An 18,887-nucleotide genomic window follows, 5' to 3' on the forward strand; every position below is an offset into this window, starting at 1 on the left:
GGATTTATAAAAGTTATAAAAACTCTTTATTATAAAATACCCCAAAAAGTATCTAGCTTTTTGGGGTATTTTTTTATGGTGATTAATAATTAATTCCTTACCAGAATTTCACATACAAAGCCATTACCAAAAGTACCGTTACAACAATTAAAACCATAGTTGAAGGCTCAACTTTAAACATGCTTTTATCGAGTTCAAATGCTTTTGGGTTGATTTTTGGTCCAGCCAAACTCATCAAGATCATAACCAACATTGTGAAGGCAAAAGCCAGCCCCATACAAATTAGGAAAGGAATTTCGAATCCTCCTTTTCCATTTGGAAACGCAGTATAAATCCAAGTTTCGTTTCCAAAAACTGCTGGTGCATAATTATTGAAGAATACCGAAAGCAAGAAGCCCGTTAGCATTCCGACGATAGCAGCAGCACCTGTTGTGCGTTTCCAAAACATACCCAAAATAAACATTGCAAAAACTCCCGGACTAATGAAACCTGTATATTTTTGGATGAAAGTAAAACCACCTTCACCACCAATTCCCAATAAATCTTTCCAAGTCAATAAAACAGAAAGAGCCATTGCTACCAAGATCGTCAAACGGCCTATATTGACCATTTTTTTCTCGCTAGCACCTTTATTAATATATTTTTTATAAATGTCTAAAGTAAAAATTGTTGAGATACTATTTGCTTTTCCAGCAAGTGATGCCACAATCGCAGCCGTCAAAGCTGCCAAAGAAAGTCCTTTCAACCCTGATGGAAGAAATCCTAAAATAGCCGAATAAGCATTATCCGCATTGAAACTTCCTCCTGGAGCCATCTCAGCTTGCAAAGCGCCATCTTGGTACAACACATAAGCTGCAATTCCAGGAAGCATCACGATAATTGGCATTCCTAATTTGATAAATCCAGCAAAAAGAATTCCGGTTCTAGCGGTTTTTAAATCAGCTCCTAGAGCTCTTTGTGTAATATATTGGTTGCAACCCCAATAATTTAGATTCACAATCCATTGACCTGCAAAATACATTGCAATCCCGGGAAGCATTAAGTATTTATTAATGTCGGCTTGTGAGGATCCAGGTCCTGGCTTGTCTAAAATCATCTTAAAATGATCAGGGGCTTGTTTCATCATTGTAGTAAATCCGGCTAGAACATCATGTCCTAAGCCAAAACGTTCGCTAACCATCGTCAAGGCAATGTAAGTGGTTGCCAAACCTCCAATAATTAAAACCACAACCTGAATAACATCTGTAAAACCAATCACTTTCATACCACCAAGTGTAATTACCAAAGCGAAAATAGCCATCAAAACGATGATGATATGAAAATAACCTCCACCAGCAATGTTGTCAATTGCTAAGGCTCCCAAAAACAGGATAGAAGTAAGGTTGACAAAAACGTATAAGAACAACCAAAAAATCGCCATAATCAAACTCACAGTTTCATTGTAACGTGTTTGCAGGAACTGCGGCATCGTGAAAATTTTGTTTTTCAGATATACAGGAATAAACCAAACTGCAATAATTATCAAGGCGATGGCTGCCAACCATTCATAAGCCGCAACTGCTATCCCGACTACAAAACCATTACCACTCATTCCGATAAATTGTTCTGCAGAAATATTTGAAGCGATTAAAGATGCTCCAATTGCCCACCAAGTGAGCGAGCCTTCGGCAAGGAAAAAATCTTTGGTTTCGGATTCTCCTTTGTTCTTTTTTCGACTATAGATCCAATAACCATAACCGGCTACCAGAAAAAAATAGACAATAAAAATAATGTAATCAATGCTTGAAAATTTACTCATAATGTTAAAATGGTTAGTTTTAATAGAGGGTTAAAGTTTTTTAATCACTACAAATAGTGGTTGACTATATCGATTTCTTAATAAGTGTCAAATTAACACTAATTATTTTTTAAAAACAAAAAAGTAGGTGATTTAATTAATCTGAATCATTTTAACAATCACATTTCCATTGGTTTTGTTGGCTTCGTCAGGTTGATTTCCTCCAATGGCTATTTTGACATTTCCATTAAATTGTTGGTATTTTCCTTCGGATGTAGTGTAGGACAAATCTAGAGGCGATAATTTGAAAATTACGGTCTTGGTTTCACCGGCTTTCAAGTGAATTCTTTCAAATCCTTTCAATGTTTTCAAAGGAGCTTTTATTGAATTATCTTGATTGATAACATACAATTGAGCCACTTCATCTCCTGCAATTTTTCCAGTATTGGTGATTTTTACTTCAACCAAAAGATCTTTTCCTTTTTTTATTTTTGATGGAATTTTGGCTTCTTCATATTTAAAAGTGGTATAGCTTAAGCCGTAACCAAATCCGTAAAGCGGTTTTCCATTGAAATAACGATACGTTCGGTTGTCCATTTTATAGTCTTCAAAAGGGGGGAGATCGTCATCACTTTTATAGAAAGTAACTGGCAATCTTCCGGCAGGATTGTAATCGCCAAATAAAATATCGGCTACACCCGTACCAGCCGACTGGCCTCCATACCAAGAATTTAGAATGGCATCAACATTTTCAGCTTCCCAAGGGGTTGCAATTGCACTTCCTGTCATCATCACGAAAACGAGTGGTTTTCCAGTACTTTTCAGCTTTTTCATTAATTCGGTTTGAACAGTAGGAAGTAAAATTGAAGTTCGGTCGCCACCTTCAAAACCCGGGAAGTTCACAGGCATTTCTTCGCCTTCCAATTGAGGTGATATTCCACCAACGAAAACAAATGCATCAGCATCTTTTAGTCTAGAAATCATTGCATTGAAATCGGTTTTAACGAAATTCCCAGCATTGAAGGCTACATTGGCTTTGCCTTCGCCTTGCCAATATTCGACTACCAAATTATATACTTTTCCTTTCTGAGTTTCCAACAAATAAGTTTTTTCTCCCCAACGGTTTTTTGACCAAGCATCTAAAACTTGCTTTCCATCGATGAAAAAGCGGTATCCGTCATCTGCATTTAACTCGAAAGTGATAGAACCGTTTTCAGTAGCAGTAAAATTGGTAGTATATCGAGCCGAAAAATTATTGGCTTTTATATTTCCAATTACAACTTCGCCTTCTTGCCAAAGATTGTTTATTTCAGTTTCAGTTCGAACGGCTTCGGGTTTTCCTTCAAGATTTTTGTTGTTGAAATATTCGGCTTTAAAGCCAAATTTTCCCTCGAAAGCATATTGATTTTTTAGATTTGAATAGACTAAAAGTGTATCATTCGTAAAATTAATCGCCTTCTCATAAACCACTTCGGTATCGTTACCCACTTTATCCTTGATTCCCTTTAAAACGGTACTCAATTCAGACGGAATACCATTGTAATTACCTAAAATAGAGATAGAATTATCGGCATTTGGACCTAAAACCGCAATCTTCTTTAGCTTTTTATTTAGTGGTAAAATATTGTTTTCATTCTTGAGCAAAACCATCGATTGTTGAGCCATTTTCAAAGCATGTTCCTTGTGAGGTGCACTTTCTAAAATCGATTCTGAGGTTTGGGCATATTTTACAATTGAAACAGGATCGAACATTCCAAGTCGGAAACGAATCATAAATAGTCTTTTTACTGAAACATCAATTTGAGCTTCAGTAATTAATCCTTTCTTTACGGCTTCAACCAAAGATTTATAGGCATCAGTTCCACAATCAATGTCAGTTCCATGATGAACGGCATCTGCAGAAGCGGATGCGGCATCAGGATGCGTCTTGTGGTTTTTGAAGAAGTCGTCAATTGCCCAACAATCTGAAGTTACATAGCCTTTAAATCCCCATTGCTTTCTCAAAATATCATTCATTAAGATATCGCTTGCACAACAAGGTTCGGTTCTGAAGGCATTATAAGCACACATCACTCCAGCGACTTCAGACTCCGTAATTAGTTTTTTGAAAGCGGGAAGATAAGTGTCCCAAAGCTCATAAGGTGTTGCATCTGCATCAAAAGTGTGACGCAAAGGTTCTGGACCGCTGTGAACCGCATAATGCTTTGCACAAGCTGCCGCTTTTAGGTATTTAGGATCATCACCTTGAAGACCTCTAACGAAAAAATCACCTAATTCCGCCGTCAGAAAAGGATCTTCTCCATAGGTTTCCTGGCCACGACCCCAACGAGGATCACGAAAAATGTTGATATTTGGAGTCCAATAGGTTAGTCCGAGATACCTTTCATTGGTTCTTCTTAATGCCACGGCCTTGTTATAAATCGCTCTTCCTTCTAAAGCAGAATAATCGGCCATTTTATAAAGCGAATTCTTGTCGAAAGTAGCAGCCATTGCAATTGCTTGAGGGAAAACGGTTGTTTTAAATGGAGTTCTTGCCACACCATGAAGCGTTTCATTCCACCAATCATAAGCTGGAATTCCCAGTCTTGGTATGGCAGGGGAGGAATTGAGCATTTGAGCTACTTTTTCTTCAAGCGTTAACTTGCTAACCAAGTCATCAACACGTTCTTCGAAAGAACGATTATGATCTCGAAAAACAAATTTTTTATCCACTTGTTGGGAAAGACAATTGTTTGAAATAAATAAAACGACTAGTGTTTTGCAAATTATGAAGGTTGATTTCATAAGTATAGTATTTGATTTTAATAATGTCAAAAAATGAAGAATGCCTAAAAAAATCAGTTATTTACAAAAATTATATTAGGTCTAAAGTAAATGCAACCGATTGTGTAAAGAAATAAAAAATATTTTAGATGTAATGCATTAATTGTAAATAATATGTGTTAAAAATAACGTTTAGGCAAAAATATTTTGTAATTATTTTATAATCAAAAAATGTATATTTGTTAGATATTTAAGATTCATGGAAGAAAAGAGAGATGTTACCATTTATGATATAGCAGAGCGATTGAGCTTGGCGACTTCAACTATTTCAAGAGCTTTGAAAGACCATCCAAGTATAAGTGATAGAACGATTAAAAAAGTAAAAAAAGCGGCTGAAGAAATGGGTTTTCGTCCCAATACTTTGGCAGCGGGTTTAAGAGGTAATCAAACCAAAATCATTGGGGTTTTGGTGACGCGAATCAACCGACCATTTATTTCATCTTTGATTAGTGGTATTGAAGAAACCGCTCAAAAAGCAGGCTACAGCGTCATGATTACGCAAAGTCATGATTCATATAATGATGAAGTAAATTTATCTAAAGCTTTATACGACAGTAGGGTATGTGGTATAATTTGCTCTTTGGCTATGGAAACTCGTGACACTTCTCATTTTCAAAAATTTATCGACAAGAATATCCCTTTGGTTTTTGTTGATAGGGTTCCGAAAGATTTTAATACGTATCGTGTTATGATCGACAATTATTCGGCCGGTTATAAAGCTACAAAACACTTGATCGAACAAGGCTGTAAACGCATCGCTCATATTACAGGTTCGTTACATCGAAATACGTATTCAGAACGAAGAAGAGGTTATGTTGATGCTTTGTTGGAATCTAATTTGGTTGTCGATGAAGCCTTAATTGTCGATTCTACAGGATTGACTTTTGAAGACGGGGAAACGGCAAGTAATGCCTTTTTTGATCTTCAGAATCCGCCTGACGGAATTTTTGCTTCAAATGATACGGCAGCTGTTGGAGCCATCCAAGCTGCTAAAAAAAGAGGCTTGAAAATTCCCGAAGACATTGCTATAATTGGTTTTAACGATGATCCGATTGCTTCAATTATCGATCCTGGACTTTCTACCATTTCTCATCCGGCTGTAAAAATGGGTCAGACATCTGCCAAAAAAGTTATCAATCATTTGAAATCTTTGCGTAACAACGCCAATGCCTCTAACAAGGATAATATTACCGAAGTTACGTTTTTGAATACTGAAGTTGTTGCTAGAGAATCATCTAAAAAACAATCTTAGAGTTCTTAGCATCTTGATAAAAATGCTTTAAAAAATTAAACACAAAATGCACTAATTTTCACAAATTCGTTTATGAAAATTAGTGCATTTTGTATCTTTTTAAAGATGATAAATATGTAGTTTGTATAGCCTAGAGTTCGATTTTTTTCATTTTCGGAACCAAAAAGTGCATTACTAACCAAGCCACAACGTAGGCACCACCACAAATGCAGAACATGATGAAATAGCCAGTTTCTATTTTTCCAATTTTGGTGTAATAAACAAACATGTTTTTCTGAACTAACCAAGTTAGTAAAACTCCTCCAAAAGTTCCGAACATCCCGCCAATTCCTGTTACAGATGCAGTGGCTTTCTTAGGAAACATATCTGAAACGGTTGTGAAAATATTCGCACTCCAAGCTTGATGAGCAGCTGCTGCAAGTCCGATGACAGTTATTGCCAACCACATATTGATGGTTCCTAAATATTGCGAGAAAATTACAGGCAAAACCAAAGCAGCAAAAAACAACATGCTCATTTTTCGGGCTTTGTAGGCAGGCCAATTTCTATTGATTAAATTCATTGGCAACCAACCTCCAAAAACACTACCAACACTTGCCATAGTATAAACCAAAGCCGATGGCCAAATAACTTGAGTAACCGGTAAATCATATTCTTTCATCAAGAAATCAGGCAACCAGAAGAGGTAAAACCACCAAACAGGATCAGTTAAAAATTTTCCAATGGCAAAGGCCCAAGTTTGCGGAAACGAAAGTAATTTCATCCATGAAACCTTTTCCTGATTGGTTTCTACTTCTGCATCAGCATTGATGTATTCGAGTTCTGCAATAGAAAGTTTCTTTTGTTTTTCGGGAGTTTCGAAAAAATAGAACCAAAAAATTAACCATACAAAACCAATAGCACCAGTTAAAATAAAAGCCCATTGCCATCCCCAAGTTATCGCAATAAACGGAACAGTTAGCGGAACAAGTATCGATCCTATATTGCTTCCTGAGTTGAAAACACCTGTTGCCAAGGCACGTTCTTTTTGTGGAAACCATTCGGCTGTAGCCTTTATCGCAGCAGGAAAGTTTCCAGCTTCAGTTATCCCTAAAAATATTCGGGCAAAAATAAAACCCAACGTTCCAGTGGCAAAAGCGTGTAGCATTGCAGCAAGACTCCAAAGCCCAGTTGCAATGGCATAACCAATTTTGGTTCCGAATTTATCAATGAAACCGCCTGCAAAAATCATCCCAATTGCATAGGATAATTTGAAAGCAATTTCAATATTTGAATAATCTCTAACTTCTTGTTCAGCAGTCCAATTGAAAGCTTCAGCTAAAAATGGCTTTAAGTAACTGATGACATTTCGGTCCAGATAGTTGATCGTTGTGGCAAAGAAAACCAAGCTGCAAATTGTCCATCTGTAATTTCCTATTTTGGGAGTACTCATACTATTTTATTTTTTTGAATGATGTCAATAACTTGCTTCACTTTCTGTGTAAGTTCTTCGTATTTGCTATTGGCGATAATATCATTGCTTATCAATTTAGATCCAATTCCAACACAAGTTGCACCAGCATCAAACCATGATTTCAAACTTTCTTCTGTAGTGTCAACACCGCCAGTTGGCATTATTTTAGTCCAAGGTTGTGGTGCTTTTGCTGCTTTTATAAAATTTGGCCCATAGACTTCTCCCGGAAATAACTTTACAATTTCACAGCCCCATTCTTCAGCTTTTGCAATTTCTGTTAGTGAACCACAACCTGGCGACCATAATACCTTTTTACGGTTACAAACGATAGCGATATCCTCTCTAAAAAGGGGTGTCACAATGAATTGAGCCCCAATATTTAGATAATAGGAAGCAGTCCCGGCATCGGTTATCGATCCAACTCCAAGTATCATTTCTGGACATTCCTTACTGCAATACTTACTTAATTCGGCAAAAACCTCTTGAGCAAACAAACCTCTGTGAGTAAATTCCAAAAGTCGGGCTCCACCATCATAGCAAGCTTTTATTACTTTTTTGGCTACTTCTGCATCAGGATGGTAAAAGAGGGGTACGAGTCCTGTTTTTTCCATCGTTAAGGCAACTTCAATTCTTGAAAATGTTTTCATTTATATTTTTTATAAAAGTTGTAAAGTCTACAAATTATCGAACAACTCGTCCTGAACCATCGCCATTCATGAGTTTTTCTACTTCGGCAACTGTTGCTAAATTTGCATCCCCATAGATAGTATGCTTCAAGCAAGATGCAGCAACGGCAAATTCCAAGGCTTTTTGATCGTCAAAATGATGCAGTCCATAAATCAAAGCACCCATAAAGCTGTCTCCAGCTCCAATTCGGTCAACAATATAATTGATTTCGTAAGTTTTTGATATCTTGATTGTTTTTCCATTATATAAAATTGCCGACCACATATTTTGGGAAGCACTGCTGTCAACTCTATTGGTTATGGCTATTTTCTTGGCTTTCGAAAATCTTTCGGATAATTTTTTACAAAGTGACAACTGCAAATCAGCTTCTGAGTTTCCTTCGGGAATGATATTGAAATATTGTTGTGAAGCATAATCTCCTGCCAGAATCACATCACAAAGAGCGACCATTTTTTCCATTATTTCACCTGGTGATTTGCCATAGTTCCAAAGATTTTGACGGTAATTGAAATCGGTTGAAATGGTCAAGCCGAATTCATTTGCTTTTTCAATCGCTTCCAGACAAACATCAGCAGTATCTTGCGAAATTCCTGCTGTAATGCCCGACCAATGGAACCAACCAGCGTTTTCAAAAACCTCTTCCCAATTGATCATTCCTTTTTTTAATGTCGAAAAAGAAGAAAAAGCACGGTCATAAACTACTTTACTACCTCGCATTGCAGCCCCTTTTTCAAGAAAATAAATTGCCAATCGGTCGCCACCTTTCACGATGAAATCAGTTCCAACATCTAGCTTCTTTATTAGGCTCAAGGCCGAAAAACCAATGTCGTTATTGGGAATTCGGGTTACAAATTCAGCTTCCATACCAAATTGTACCAATGAAGTCGCCACATTGAGTTCGCTTCCACCATAATCGGCATTGAAGTTTGAGCTTTGTGAAAACCTTAAATAGTCGGGTGTAGAAAGTCGTAGAAGGACTTCTCCAAAAGTGATGACTTTTTTCAATTTTACTTTTTTATGTTCCATTAAAAATTAAAATAGGCTTTTGCATTGTTGTAGCAAATATCTTGAACTATTTTTCCAATCCACTCCATATCATTTGGTAATTCACTGTTTTTTATGTCATTACCTAAAATATTGCATAAGATTCTACGATAATATTCATGTCTTGGAAAGGATAAGAAACTTCGACTATCGGTTAGCATTCCTAGCGATGTACTCAAAAGTCCCATATTTGAAAGTGAATTGATTTGTTTGGTTATGCCATCCTTTTGATCCAAAAACCACCAAGCGGCTCCAAATTGCACTTTTCCTTTTATACCGTCTTCGCTGAAATTTCCTGCCATTGTAGCAAAAACATCATTGTCTGCCGGATTAGAATTGTAAATTATTGTTTTAGGAAGCAGTCCTTTTTCATTTAATCTGTTTAGGAAGCCAGCCAATTGTTCGGCTTGTTTGAAATCGCCGATGCTGTCAACACCAGCATTAACCCCAACCGTTTTCAATAATAATTTATTGGTATCCCTAATTGGTCCCAAATGCAACTGCATCGTCCAGTTTTTTTCGGCATAAAAAGTGCCTAAATAGATCAAAATTGCAGTCTTAAACTTCGAAATCTCATCTTTAGATAAGGAATTATTTTGCAATCTTTTCTTTAAAATTGTATCAATCTCTATTTCTGTAAAATCAATATCATAAAGATGCGAAAGTCCATGGTCGGATAATTTACAGCCAATTGCTTCAAAATAATCAATTCTGTTTTGAATGGCATTTAATAAGGATTCTAAATCATTTATTTGATAACCTGCTATTTTTGAAATATTTAGAAGGTAATCATTAAAGGCTTCACTATCAATATTAATGAATTTATCAGGTCTGAAAGTAGGTAAGACTTTTGTTTGAAAATCAGATTTTGCAATTTGGGAATGATGTTTTAAATCATCCAACGGATCATCTGTTGTGCAAAGCAATTCTACGTTTTGTTTTAATAATAAACCTTGGGTAGAAAATTCAGACTGTTGCAAAAGCTCATTACACTTATTGTAAATGGCTGAAGCAGTATTAGCATTTAGTAAAGTTTCAATATTGAAATAACGTTTTAATTCCAAGTGAGACCAATGATACAATGGATTTCTCAAAGTATAAGGAACAGTTTCAGCCCATTTTTGAAATTTTTCTGAATCAGAGCTTTTTCCTGTAATATAGTGCTCTGCAACTCCCAAATTCCGCATCGCTCTCCATTTGTAGTGATCGCCATCAAGCCAAAGCTGGGTTAGGTTGGCGAAGCTTTTATTTTCGGCAATTTCATTTGGAGGCAAATGGTTATGATAATCTATAATAGGAAGATCCTTAGCATAATTATGGTAAAGTATTCTTGCATATTCAGTTTCTAATAAGAAGTTTTGATCAATAAAACTGTTCATTAATTTTAAGATATTTTTGTTTATACAATCAATTTTGGTTAAATCATTTGTTTTCTAAAAGTAAGAGAAAAGTATTAATTTTCGTTATGAAAAATGCCTTTTCAAAACAGCTGTATTTCTTAAAAATAAAAAAAATCAACATTTAATTTTTTTCTTAAAATACAATGCCATACTTTTACGCAACCGATTGCAAATATAAAATAAATATTTTTCTGTACTTGATAAAATGCAATGTTTTTACTTTAAAATTATTAAATGTGTTTTTTTAATCGGGAATTAATAGTGTTTTTAAAATAAATAACCCTTTAGTCCATATATTTATGATTGCTCCAAAAAGACTTTTTTTTCTGCTCAAAATCATCTTGTTATTGACTCCTTTTTTATCTTTTTCGCAAAAAGATTATAAGTTATGGTTGCAATATGAAAAGAAAAATAATCAAGAGTTGATTATCAAATACAACTCCAAAATTTCAGGTATTGTTTCGTTGGAAAATTCAGAAACATCAAAGGTTGAATCAAAGGAATTGGGAGTTGCTTTAGAAAGTATGTTAGGCATAAAAATAGCCGTTCAATCAAAAATAGAAGGAGAAAATTTATTGATTTTTGGTTCTAAATCTTCCTTAGATGCCGAAATTCAGAAAAAGCTATCAAAAGATTTTGAAGCAATCAATAATGATGGATTTATAATCAAGACCATTTCTTATAAAAATAAAAACCATATCTTAATTACAGGAAAAAATGATGTTGCCGTTTTATATGGCATTTTCAGCTTCCTACGATTGGTGCAAACCAACAAATCGATTGACAATTTAAATATTGTAGATTCTCCAAAAACAAACATCCGAATCTTGAACCATTGGGACAATCTAGATGGAACTGTGGAACGAGGTTATGCTGGTGCATCGCTTTGGAATTGGCAGAAATTACCTGAATTTATTGACCAACGTTACATTGATTATGCAAGAGCAAATGCTTCAATAGGCATCAACGGAACCGTTTTAACCAATGTGAATGCCAACGCTTTAATCCTAACACCACAATATCTTGAAAAAGTAGAGGCTTTGGCGAATGTTTTCAGGCCTTACGGAATTAAAGTCTATTTGACCGCCCGTTTTTCGGCTCCAATTGAAATTGGAGGATTGAAAACCGCCGATCCGAAAGATGCAACTGTAATCAATTGGTGGAAAGAAAAATCGAAAGAAATTTACAAACGCATTCCAGATTTTGGAGGTTTCTTGGTAAAAGCAAATTCAGAAGGACAACCTGGCCCTCAAAATTATGGAAGGGATCATGTTGATGGTGCCAATATGCTGGCCGATGCCGTAGCTCCTTTTGGTGGAGTTGTGATGTGGAGGGCTTTTGTGTATTCAGAACACGATGCAAGCGATAGAGCAAAGCAGGCTTATTCAGAATTTGTTCCGTATGACGGAAGATTTAAAGATAACGTAATTGTTCAAGTGAAAAATGGTGCGATTGATTTCCAACCCAGAGAACCTTTTCATCCGATGTTTGGTGCAATGCCCAAAACGCCGTTGATGATGGAGTTTCAAATCACTCAGGAATATCTCGGATTTAGTACACATTTGGTTTTTCTTCCAAAATTATTTCAAGAAGTTTTAGAAGCCGATACCTATCAAAAAGGAAAAGGTTCAACCGTTGCAAAAGTGGTAGATGGCAGTTTGGATAATCATAAATTGACCGGAATTGCTGGTGTAGCCAATATCGGAAGCGACATTAATTGGACAGGTCATCCTTTTGGTCAAGCCAATTGGTATGGCTTCGGAAGATTGGCTTGGAATCCTTATTTGGACTCCGAAACAATTGCGGACGAATGGATTAGGTCAACTTTTTCGAACGATGAAAATTTCATTAAACCCGTAAAGGAAATGATGATGGATTCGCGTGAAGCGGTTGTGAATTACATGACACCGCTTGGTTTACACCACATCATGGATACAGGTCATCATTATGGCCCAGGACCCTGGGTTAGTAATCTAGGGAGACCTGATTGGAATCCAGTCTATTATCACAAGGCTGATAAAAAGGGAATTGGCTTCGACAGATCTAAAACGGGAAGTAATGCTGTAGCACAGTATTCTCCAGAAGTTGCCAGAATGTATGATAATCTTGTTACTTGTCCAGAGAAAGATCTGTTGTGGTTCCATCATGTTTCATGGGATCATAAATTAAAAAATGGTAGAACACTTTGGGACGGAATGGCATTAAAATACCAAGAAGGTGTGGATCAAGTCGAAGAAATGATTAAAACTTGGAATGCAACCGAAAAATATGTTGATGCTGAACGTTTTAAAGAAGTTCAGATGTTACTGCAAATACAATTAAAAGAAGCAAAATGGTGGCGAGATGCCTGTTTGCTCTATTTTCAACAGTATTCTGGAAAGCAATTGCCAGAAGGAGTTGAAAAACCCACACAAACGTTGGAACATTTCAAATCGTTGAAGTTTCCATTTGCCCCAGGAAATTAATAAAAACAAAAACAAAGAAGAAGAAAATGAGTACGAAAACTGCAATTGTAACCGGAGGAAATTCTGGTTTAGGTTTTGCAACAGCAAAAAAATTATGCGATAATGGCGTGAAAACTTACATTATCGGAAGATCAAAAGATAAAACAGAAGACGCTTGTAAGGAAATTGGCAAAAATGCCATTCCTGTTATTTTTGACTTGAATGACCTTGATGGAATTCCAGCAATGATTGCCACAATTACCCAAAACGGTCCTGTTGATATTTTGGTAAACAATGCCGGAATCAACTTGAAAAAAGAATTTTTGGAGGTTACCAATGAAGAATTTATGTCAATTGTTCACACCAATGTTTTGAGTGTTTTCGCCGTAAGCAAAGCCGTGGTACAAAACATGAAAGAAAATAAAGGTGGAAATATTGTAAATATTAGCTCGATGGCTTCGCAATATGGATTGCCAAAAGTAATTGCCTATTCTGCAAGTAAAGGTGCAATTGAAGCGATGACAAGAGCTATGGCAGTTGAGTTGGCACAATTTGGTATCCGAATTAATTGTGTGGCTCCAGGATTTATCAAAACCAAAATGTCGGCTACTGCTTTGGACAGCGATCCAGAACGAAAAAATAAAGTCTTGGGAAGAACTCCGATGGGAATCTTGGGCGATCCATCTGATATAGCAGATGCCGTTTATTATTTTGCTTCAAGCGAATCTAAATTTACAACTGGAACCATTTTGCCTGTCGATGGCGGAAACAGCATCGGTTTTTAATCTAAATAATATTTGTCATGATAAAAATGCAACAAACCATGAGGTGGTTTGGACCTCAAGATACCGTTAGTTTGCTTGATATTCGGCAAGCTGGTGCAACCGGAATTGTAACGGCTTTGTACCAAATTCCTGTCGGAGAAGTTTGGCCTGTTGAAGCCATCAAAGAAAGACAGCAAATTGTTCGCGAAGCAGGAATGGAGTGGACGGTAGTAGAAAGTCTTCCTGTTCACGAGGAAATCAAACGAGCTACTGGAAATTATAAGCAACACATTGAAAATTATAAGATTAGCTTGAAGAATTTGTCGGATTGTGGCATCAAAGTGATTACGTATAATTTCATGCCTATCCTTGATTGGGTAAGGACTCATCACGATTATGCAAATGGTGACGGAAGTAAAGCTTTGCTATACAATCAGGATGCATTTACTTACTTTGAATTGCATTTGCTGAAACGACCAAATGCTGAAAACGATTATACAGATGCTCAAAAATCGAGTGCTTTGGAATTTGGAAGTACACTTTCTGAAGACGATAAGAAACTGCTTTTCAAGAATGTATTGCTAGGTTTGCCAGGAAGTAAAATCAATTTCACAGCTGAACAAATCCTTTCATTATTAGACGATTACAAGCACATAGATAATACAAAATTAAGAGAAAATCTTGTTTATTTCCTTTCGGAAGTGGCTCCAGTGGCTGAAGAATTAGGCTCAAAATTGGCCATTCATCCCGATGATCCGCCGTTTTCGGTTTTGGGACTTCCTAGGATTGTTTCTACAGAAGAAGATATCAAGGCTATTTTTGATGCTGTTCCTCAAAAAGCAAATGGATTGTGTTATTGCACAGGTTCTTTAGGAGCGAATCCGAAGAATAATTTGGAACGTGTGATTGAGGAACATGGAGACAGGATTCATTTCTTGCATTTGCGAAATGTAATCCGTGAAAATGACAGTGTTTTCAGGGAATCCGAACATTTGAATGGCGATAACAATATGGAAGCTATTATGGAAAAACTGATTCTTTTGATGAAGAAACGAGAGATCAGTTTGCCAATGAGACCAGATCATGGCTTTCTTCATGCCATCGAAGAAGGAATCGAGCAATATCCTGGTTATTCTTTAGTTGGAAGACTAAAAGGCCTTGCTGAATTGAGAGGATTGGAAATGGGAATAGGGTATAAGTTGCAATAAATTAAGTTTTCTATTAACCAATAACCAAAATATAAAAGTATGAAGTTAGTAAAATTAAATGTTATGCTGGTTGCCGTTGTTTTGATGGCAAGTTGTAACAATAAAAAAGAAGAAGTTCTGGAAACACCTTCATTGAAAAGTGTTTTCAAAGACGATTTTTATATTGGAGCTGCCATAAATGCGGATCAAATTGAAGCAAAAAATACTCAGGAAGATTCGATAATTGTGAGTGAATTCAACAGCATTACGGCAGAAAATATCATGAAGTCGATGTTTGTACAGCCAGAAAAAGGCAAGTATGAATTTGGCTTGACCGATAAATTCGTGGCCTATGGCGAAAAGCACAATATGTTTATTCACGGGCATACTTTAATTTGGCACAGTCAATTAGCTCCTTGGATGGAAAAAATTACCGACAGTACAGAGATGAAAGCGTTTATGCAAGATCACATCAATACGGTTGTGACCAAATATAAAGGAAGAATCGATTCTTGGGATGTAGTTAATGAGGCTTTGAACGATGATGGAACCTTGAGGGAATCCGTTTTCTTGAAAACACTTGGAGAAGATTATCTGACAGATGCTTTCAAATTGGCCGCAAAAGCCGATCCGAATGTTGATTTGTATTACAATGATTATAACCTGTGTTTGCCTGCAAAAAGAGATGGAGCGATTAGATTGGTCAAAAAAATCAAGGAAAATGGTGGAAAAGTAGATGGTATCGGAATGCAAGGACATTGGAAATTGACAACACCTACACTTGAAGAGATTGAAAAAAGTATTCTAGCTTATTCTGAATTAGGTATAAAAGTCGCTATTACAGAGCTAGATATCACGGTGTTGAAAAATCCATGGGAAGTTCAAGGTGCCGATGTAAATCAAAGTTTTGAAGGAAGTGCGGAAATGAATCCATATCCAGAAAGTCTTCCAGATTCTATACAAGATCAATTGGCAAAGCGATATGAATCGATCTTTAAATTGTTCTTGAAGCATAAGGATAAAATCAGCAGGGTAACTTTTTGGGGATTTAATGACGGACAATCATGGTTGAATGACTGGCCAATAAAGGGAAGAACGAATTATCCTTTACTTTTTGATGATAAGCTACAACCTAAAAAAGCCTATTTTGGTTTGATAGAAATAAAGGAAGCGAAATAACACACTAGCTTTTCTATAAAAACCCGTTGAAAGTCCTCAATTTCAGCGGGTTTTGTTTTTCAAGACAGCTTCCTAGCTATCTGTTTATATATTTTTTAAATAATAAGAAGCCAAAATAAAGCTTGCTTCATTTTTTTTTATATTTTTACGCAACCGATTGTATTTTGAATTATTCTTTAAATGTTAAGCTTTAAATTGCTTATTAAATAAAAAAAATAATTAAAAACAAGAGTTAGAATAATTATTAAATTGCGAATACAACTATTCGTCCACCAAAACCAAAAGCAATAATGAATTTCACTTCACAAAAGTTGTCCATAAAAGAAAAAATTGGCTACAGCCTTGGGGATTTAGCTGCAAATTTAGTCTTTCAAACTTTGATGACCTATTTGGCTTATTTCTACACCGATATTTATGGATTGTCGCCAACACATTCTTCGATAATCATGTTAGCGGTTGGATTGATTGCTGCTTTCCTTTTCAACCCAATTGTTGGTGTTTTGGCTGATAGAACAATTTCAAAATGGGGAAAATTCAGACCATGGATTCTCTGGACAGCGATTCCACTTGGGGTTATTGCTTTGTTGGCATTTACGACTCCCGATTTTTCATACAAAGGAAAAGTAATTTATGCTGTCATAACCTATACTTTATTATTGTTGTTATATGCAGCTAATAATTTACCATATTCCGCATTAAGTGGTGTTATTACTGGAGATATGAGCGAACGAAATAGCTTATCTTCTTATCGATTCGTTGCCGTAATGTTTGCTCAATTTTTTGTACAAGTCTTCATGTTGGGAATCATTAAAAGTGCTGGAGATGGTGACAAGGCAATTGGTATCGAAAAAGTAATGACTGTCTTGGCTATTTTGGGAACCATTATGCTTTTGATAACATTTTTTACTACGAAAGAAAGAATTGTTCCAAAACCGGAACAAAAATCAAGTATTAAGGAAGATTTAATTGATTTGAAAAAGAATACTCCTTGGTTGATTATGTTAGCACTTACAATGTTAGTTTTTATTACTTTAGCAATGAAAGGTGGGGCTTATGTATATTATTTCGAAAATTATGTAGATAAGAATGAAATGGCCCTTTTTATAAGTCCGATTTTGGATTTCCTATCTACTATCGGATTGAATCAATTTGGAGAAGATCCGATATCAGCTGCATTTGGCTTATTTAATGCTGGAGGAATTATTTTTATGATCATTGGAATTACATTATCTAAAAAATTAGCCGATAAATATGGCAAGAGAAATGTGTTTGGTATCTTCCTCTTTATTTCGACCTTATTTATCATGGCATTTTATCTTTTTCCTTCGAAAGCGGTAAATCTTATTTTCATGTCGCAAATTCTTCACGGCTTTTTCTACGGAATTACCATTCCGCTACTTTGGGCTATGATTGCAGATGTTGCCGATTATTCGGAGTGGCTCAATAACCGTCGTGCTACAGCGATTATTTTCTCGGCTATGATGGTGGGATTAAAAGCAGGATTGAGCATTGGAGGTGCAGTAACAACATCTATTTTAGGATTTTATGAATATGTACCTAATTCTTTAGTTCAAACAGATGTTGCCATAAATGGGATCAAACTATTAGTTAGTATCTTTCCGTCAATTCCTTTTTTAATTGGAGTAGGATTATTGTTTTTCTATAAGATAAACAAGGAAATGGAAGTGAAGATTGAATCCGATTTAAAGTCAAGAAGAGTTTAATTATACATAAAAATTAAAATAATATGCCAGAAGAAAGTATCGAAAAAGTTGATTTTACAACTTTAGAGGTAAAAGCAATTTCGCAACCTTTGGTAAAGCACATGTATACAGCAGATCCATCTGCACATGTTTTTAACGGAAAAATTTATATTTATCCATCACATGATATTGATGCCGGAATTCCATTTGATGATGATGGAGGACATTTCGGTATGGAAGACTATCATGTCTTTTCGATGGAAAGCGTGAACGATCTGGAAGCAAAAGACAATGGACTTGCATTGGATGTAAAAGATGTAAAATGGGCCGAAAAGCAAATGTGGGCTCCAGATGCAGCTCATAAAGACGGTAAATATTATTTATACTTTCCTGCAAAGCGTCCAGATGGGATTTTTCAGATTGGAGTTGCTGTAAGCGATTCACCAGTTGGTCCATTTGTTCCAGAACCAGTAGCCATCAAAGGAAGTTATACTATCGATCCGGCTGTTTTTGAAGATGAAGATGGTAAATATTATATGTATTTTGGCGGAATTTGGGGCGGACAACTTCAAAAGTATCGCAATAATAAATTTGCCAATGAAAACGAAGAACCATCTGCAAATGAACCCGCTTTAGGGCCAATCATGGCATTACTTTCGGATGATATGAAAGAATTTGCCGAAGAACCAAAAGAACTCAAGATTTTGGATGAAAACGGCAACGAGCTTTTGGCTGGAGATAATGATCGTCGTTTCTTTGAAGCTTCGTGGATGCACAAATACAACGGAAAATATTATTTTTCCTATTCAACTGGCGACACGCATTTTATTTGTTATGCAATAGGAGATAATCCTTATGGACCATTTACATATCAAGGAAGAATTTTAAATCCAGTTATTGGTTGGACTTCACATCATTCTATTTGTGAAGTAGAAGGTGAGTGGTATTTATTTTATCACGATTCAAGCCTTTCAAAAGGTGTAACGCATTTAAGATCTATTAAAGTGGTTAAAATCAACTATAGAGAAGACGGTTCGATTATTACACTAGACCCTTATAATGATTACAAAGTACTGTAAGTAAGACTTTAATTATCATTTTTTTAGCCGATAAAAATTAACACTTAATTTTTTTAAATAAAAATTTAAGATAAGATAAAAATAACTATTTTAGC

Annotated in this window: 13 protein-coding genes; 7 read left to right on the plus strand and 6 right to left on the minus strand. The window is 35.8% G+C overall.

What is annotated here, in order from left to right; all coding sequences use genetic code 11:
- Window positions 1-97 precede the first annotated feature (97 nt).
- Window positions 98-1,798, minus strand: coding sequence for a sodium:solute symporter family transporter (locus G508_RS0108335; RefSeq protein WP_026704889.1), 1,701 nt, complete (start codon window positions 1,796-1,798; stop codon window positions 98-100).
- Between the two features lie 132 nt (window positions 1,799-1,930).
- The gene (locus tag G508_RS0108340) at window positions 1,931-4,561 is read right to left on the minus strand and encodes a beta-glucosidase (protein ID WP_035694412.1); all 2,631 of its coding nucleotides are present in this window, start codon (window positions 4,559-4,561) and stop codon (window positions 1,931-1,933) included.
- Between the two features lie 238 nt (window positions 4,562-4,799).
- On the opposite strand from G508_RS0108340, the gene G508_RS0108345 reads away from it, so the two are divergent.
- Window positions 4,800-5,852 (plus strand): LacI family DNA-binding transcriptional regulator, encoded by a 1,053-nt coding sequence (locus tag G508_RS0108345; protein ID WP_026704891.1) that lies wholly within the window; start codon window positions 4,800-4,802, stop codon window positions 5,850-5,852.
- 130 nt (window positions 5,853-5,982) lie between these two features.
- Here the strand turns inward: G508_RS0108345 and G508_RS0108350 are convergent, their stop codons facing one another.
- The 4 genes from G508_RS0108350 to uxaC are packed head-to-tail and all read right to left on the minus strand — an operon-like array spanning window position 5,983 to window position 10,415.
- A complete protein-coding gene (locus G508_RS0108350; RefSeq protein ID WP_026704892.1) occupies window positions 5,983-7,284 on the minus strand; it encodes an MFS transporter in 1,302 nt (433 codons plus the stop codon).
- Window positions 7,281-7,952, minus strand: coding sequence for a bifunctional 4-hydroxy-2-oxoglutarate aldolase/2-dehydro-3-deoxy-phosphogluconate aldolase (locus tag G508_RS0108355; protein ID WP_026704893.1), 672 nt, complete (start codon window positions 7,950-7,952; stop codon window positions 7,281-7,283). Before G508_RS0108355 ends, G508_RS0108350 begins: the two co-directional genes overlap by 4 nt.
- 34 nt (window positions 7,953-7,986) lie before the next feature.
- On the minus strand, window positions 7,987-8,997 hold the full coding sequence (locus G508_RS0108360) for a sugar kinase (RefSeq protein WP_026704894.1): 1,011 nt from the start codon (window positions 8,995-8,997) through the stop codon (window positions 7,987-7,989).
- Window positions 8,998-9,017: 20 nt separating this feature from the next.
- The gene (gene uxaC / locus G508_RS0108365) at window positions 9,018-10,415 is read right to left on the minus strand and encodes a glucuronate isomerase (protein ID WP_026704895.1); all 1,398 of its coding nucleotides are present in this window, start codon (window positions 10,413-10,415) and stop codon (window positions 9,018-9,020) included.
- A 320-nt stretch (window positions 10,416-10,735) separates the two neighbouring features.
- On the opposite strand from uxaC, the gene G508_RS0108370 reads away from it, so the two are divergent.
- The 6 genes from G508_RS0108370 to G508_RS0108395 all read left to right on the plus strand — a co-directional run bounded on the left by G508_RS0108370 (window position 10,736) and on the right by G508_RS0108395 (window position 18,792).
- On the plus strand, window positions 10,736-12,901 hold the full coding sequence (locus G508_RS0108370; protein ID WP_035694420.1) for an alpha-glucuronidase family glycosyl hydrolase: 2,166 nt from the start codon (window positions 10,736-10,738) through the stop codon (window positions 12,899-12,901).
- A 26-nt stretch (window positions 12,902-12,927) separates the two neighbouring features.
- On the plus strand, window positions 12,928-13,665 hold the full coding sequence (locus tag G508_RS0108375) for an SDR family NAD(P)-dependent oxidoreductase (RefSeq protein ID WP_026704897.1): 738 nt from the start codon (window positions 12,928-12,930) through the stop codon (window positions 13,663-13,665).
- A 26-nt stretch (window positions 13,666-13,691) separates the two neighbouring features.
- Window positions 13,692-14,852: a mannonate dehydratase gene (uxuA, locus tag G508_RS0108380; RefSeq protein ID WP_157485926.1), complete on the plus strand. Its 1,161-nt coding sequence runs from the start codon at window positions 13,692-13,694 to the stop codon at window positions 14,850-14,852.
- Window positions 14,853-14,891: 39 nt separating this feature from the next.
- Window positions 14,892-16,010: an endo-1,4-beta-xylanase gene (locus G508_RS0108385; protein ID WP_026704899.1), complete on the plus strand. Its 1,119-nt coding sequence runs from the start codon at window positions 14,892-14,894 to the stop codon at window positions 16,008-16,010.
- 290 nt (window positions 16,011-16,300) lie between these two features.
- Window positions 16,301-17,734 carry an MFS transporter gene (locus G508_RS0108390; RefSeq protein WP_026704900.1) on the plus strand — a complete coding sequence of 478 codons (1,434 nt, stop codon included), beginning with the start codon at window positions 16,301-16,303 and terminating at the stop codon, window positions 17,732-17,734.
- 23 nt (window positions 17,735-17,757) lie between these two features.
- Entirely contained in the window at window positions 17,758-18,792 is a 1,035-nt protein-coding gene (locus tag G508_RS0108395; protein WP_026704901.1) for a glycoside hydrolase family 43 protein, read from the plus strand.
- The last annotated feature ends 95 nt before the right edge of the window (window positions 18,793-18,887 follow it).

The organism is Flavobacterium soli DSM 19725 (genome assembly GCF_000422705.1).
Lineage (GTDB): Bacteria > Bacteroidota > Bacteroidia > Flavobacteriales > Flavobacteriaceae > Flavobacterium > Flavobacterium soli.

What these genes read in the sequence shown, in the direction of transcription:
- uxuA (WP_157485926.1), top strand. Translation starts at nt 13,692, where the DNA reads ATGCAACAAACCATGAGGTGGTTTGGACCTCAAGATACCGTTAGTTTG.
- G508_RS0108370 (WP_035694420.1), top strand. Translation starts at nt 10,736, where the DNA reads ATGATTGCTCCAAAAAGACTTTTTTTTCTGCTCAAAATCATCTTGTTA.
- G508_RS0108390 (WP_026704900.1), top strand. Translation starts at nt 16,301, where the DNA reads ATGAATTTCACTTCACAAAAGTTGTCCATAAAAGAAAAAATTGGCTAC.
- G508_RS0108345 (WP_026704891.1), top strand. Translation starts at nt 4,800, where the DNA reads ATGGAAGAAAAGAGAGATGTTACCATTTATGATATAGCAGAGCGATTG.
- G508_RS0108340 (WP_035694412.1), bottom strand. Translation starts at nt 4,561, where the DNA reads ATGAAATCAACCTTCATAATTTGCAAAACACTAGTCGTTTTATTTATT.
- uxaC (WP_026704895.1), bottom strand. Translation starts at nt 10,415, where the DNA reads ATGAACAGTTTTATTGATCAAAACTTCTTATTAGAAACTGAATATGCA.
- G508_RS0108335 (WP_026704889.1), bottom strand. Translation starts at nt 1,798, where the DNA reads ATGAGTAAATTTTCAAGCATTGATTACATTATTTTTATTGTCTATTTT.
- G508_RS0108385 (WP_026704899.1), top strand. Translation starts at nt 14,892, where the DNA reads ATGAAGTTAGTAAAATTAAATGTTATGCTGGTTGCCGTTGTTTTGATG.
- G508_RS0108350 (WP_026704892.1), bottom strand. Translation starts at nt 7,284, where the DNA reads ATGAGTACTCCCAAAATAGGAAATTACAGATGGACAATTTGCAGCTTG.
- G508_RS0108395 (WP_026704901.1), top strand. Translation starts at nt 17,758, where the DNA reads ATGCCAGAAGAAAGTATCGAAAAAGTTGATTTTACAACTTTAGAGGTA.
- G508_RS0108375 (WP_026704897.1), top strand. Translation starts at nt 12,928, where the DNA reads ATGAGTACGAAAACTGCAATTGTAACCGGAGGAAATTCTGGTTTAGGT.
- G508_RS0108355 (WP_026704893.1), bottom strand. Translation starts at nt 7,952, where the DNA reads ATGAAAACATTTTCAAGAATTGAAGTTGCCTTAACGATGGAAAAAACA.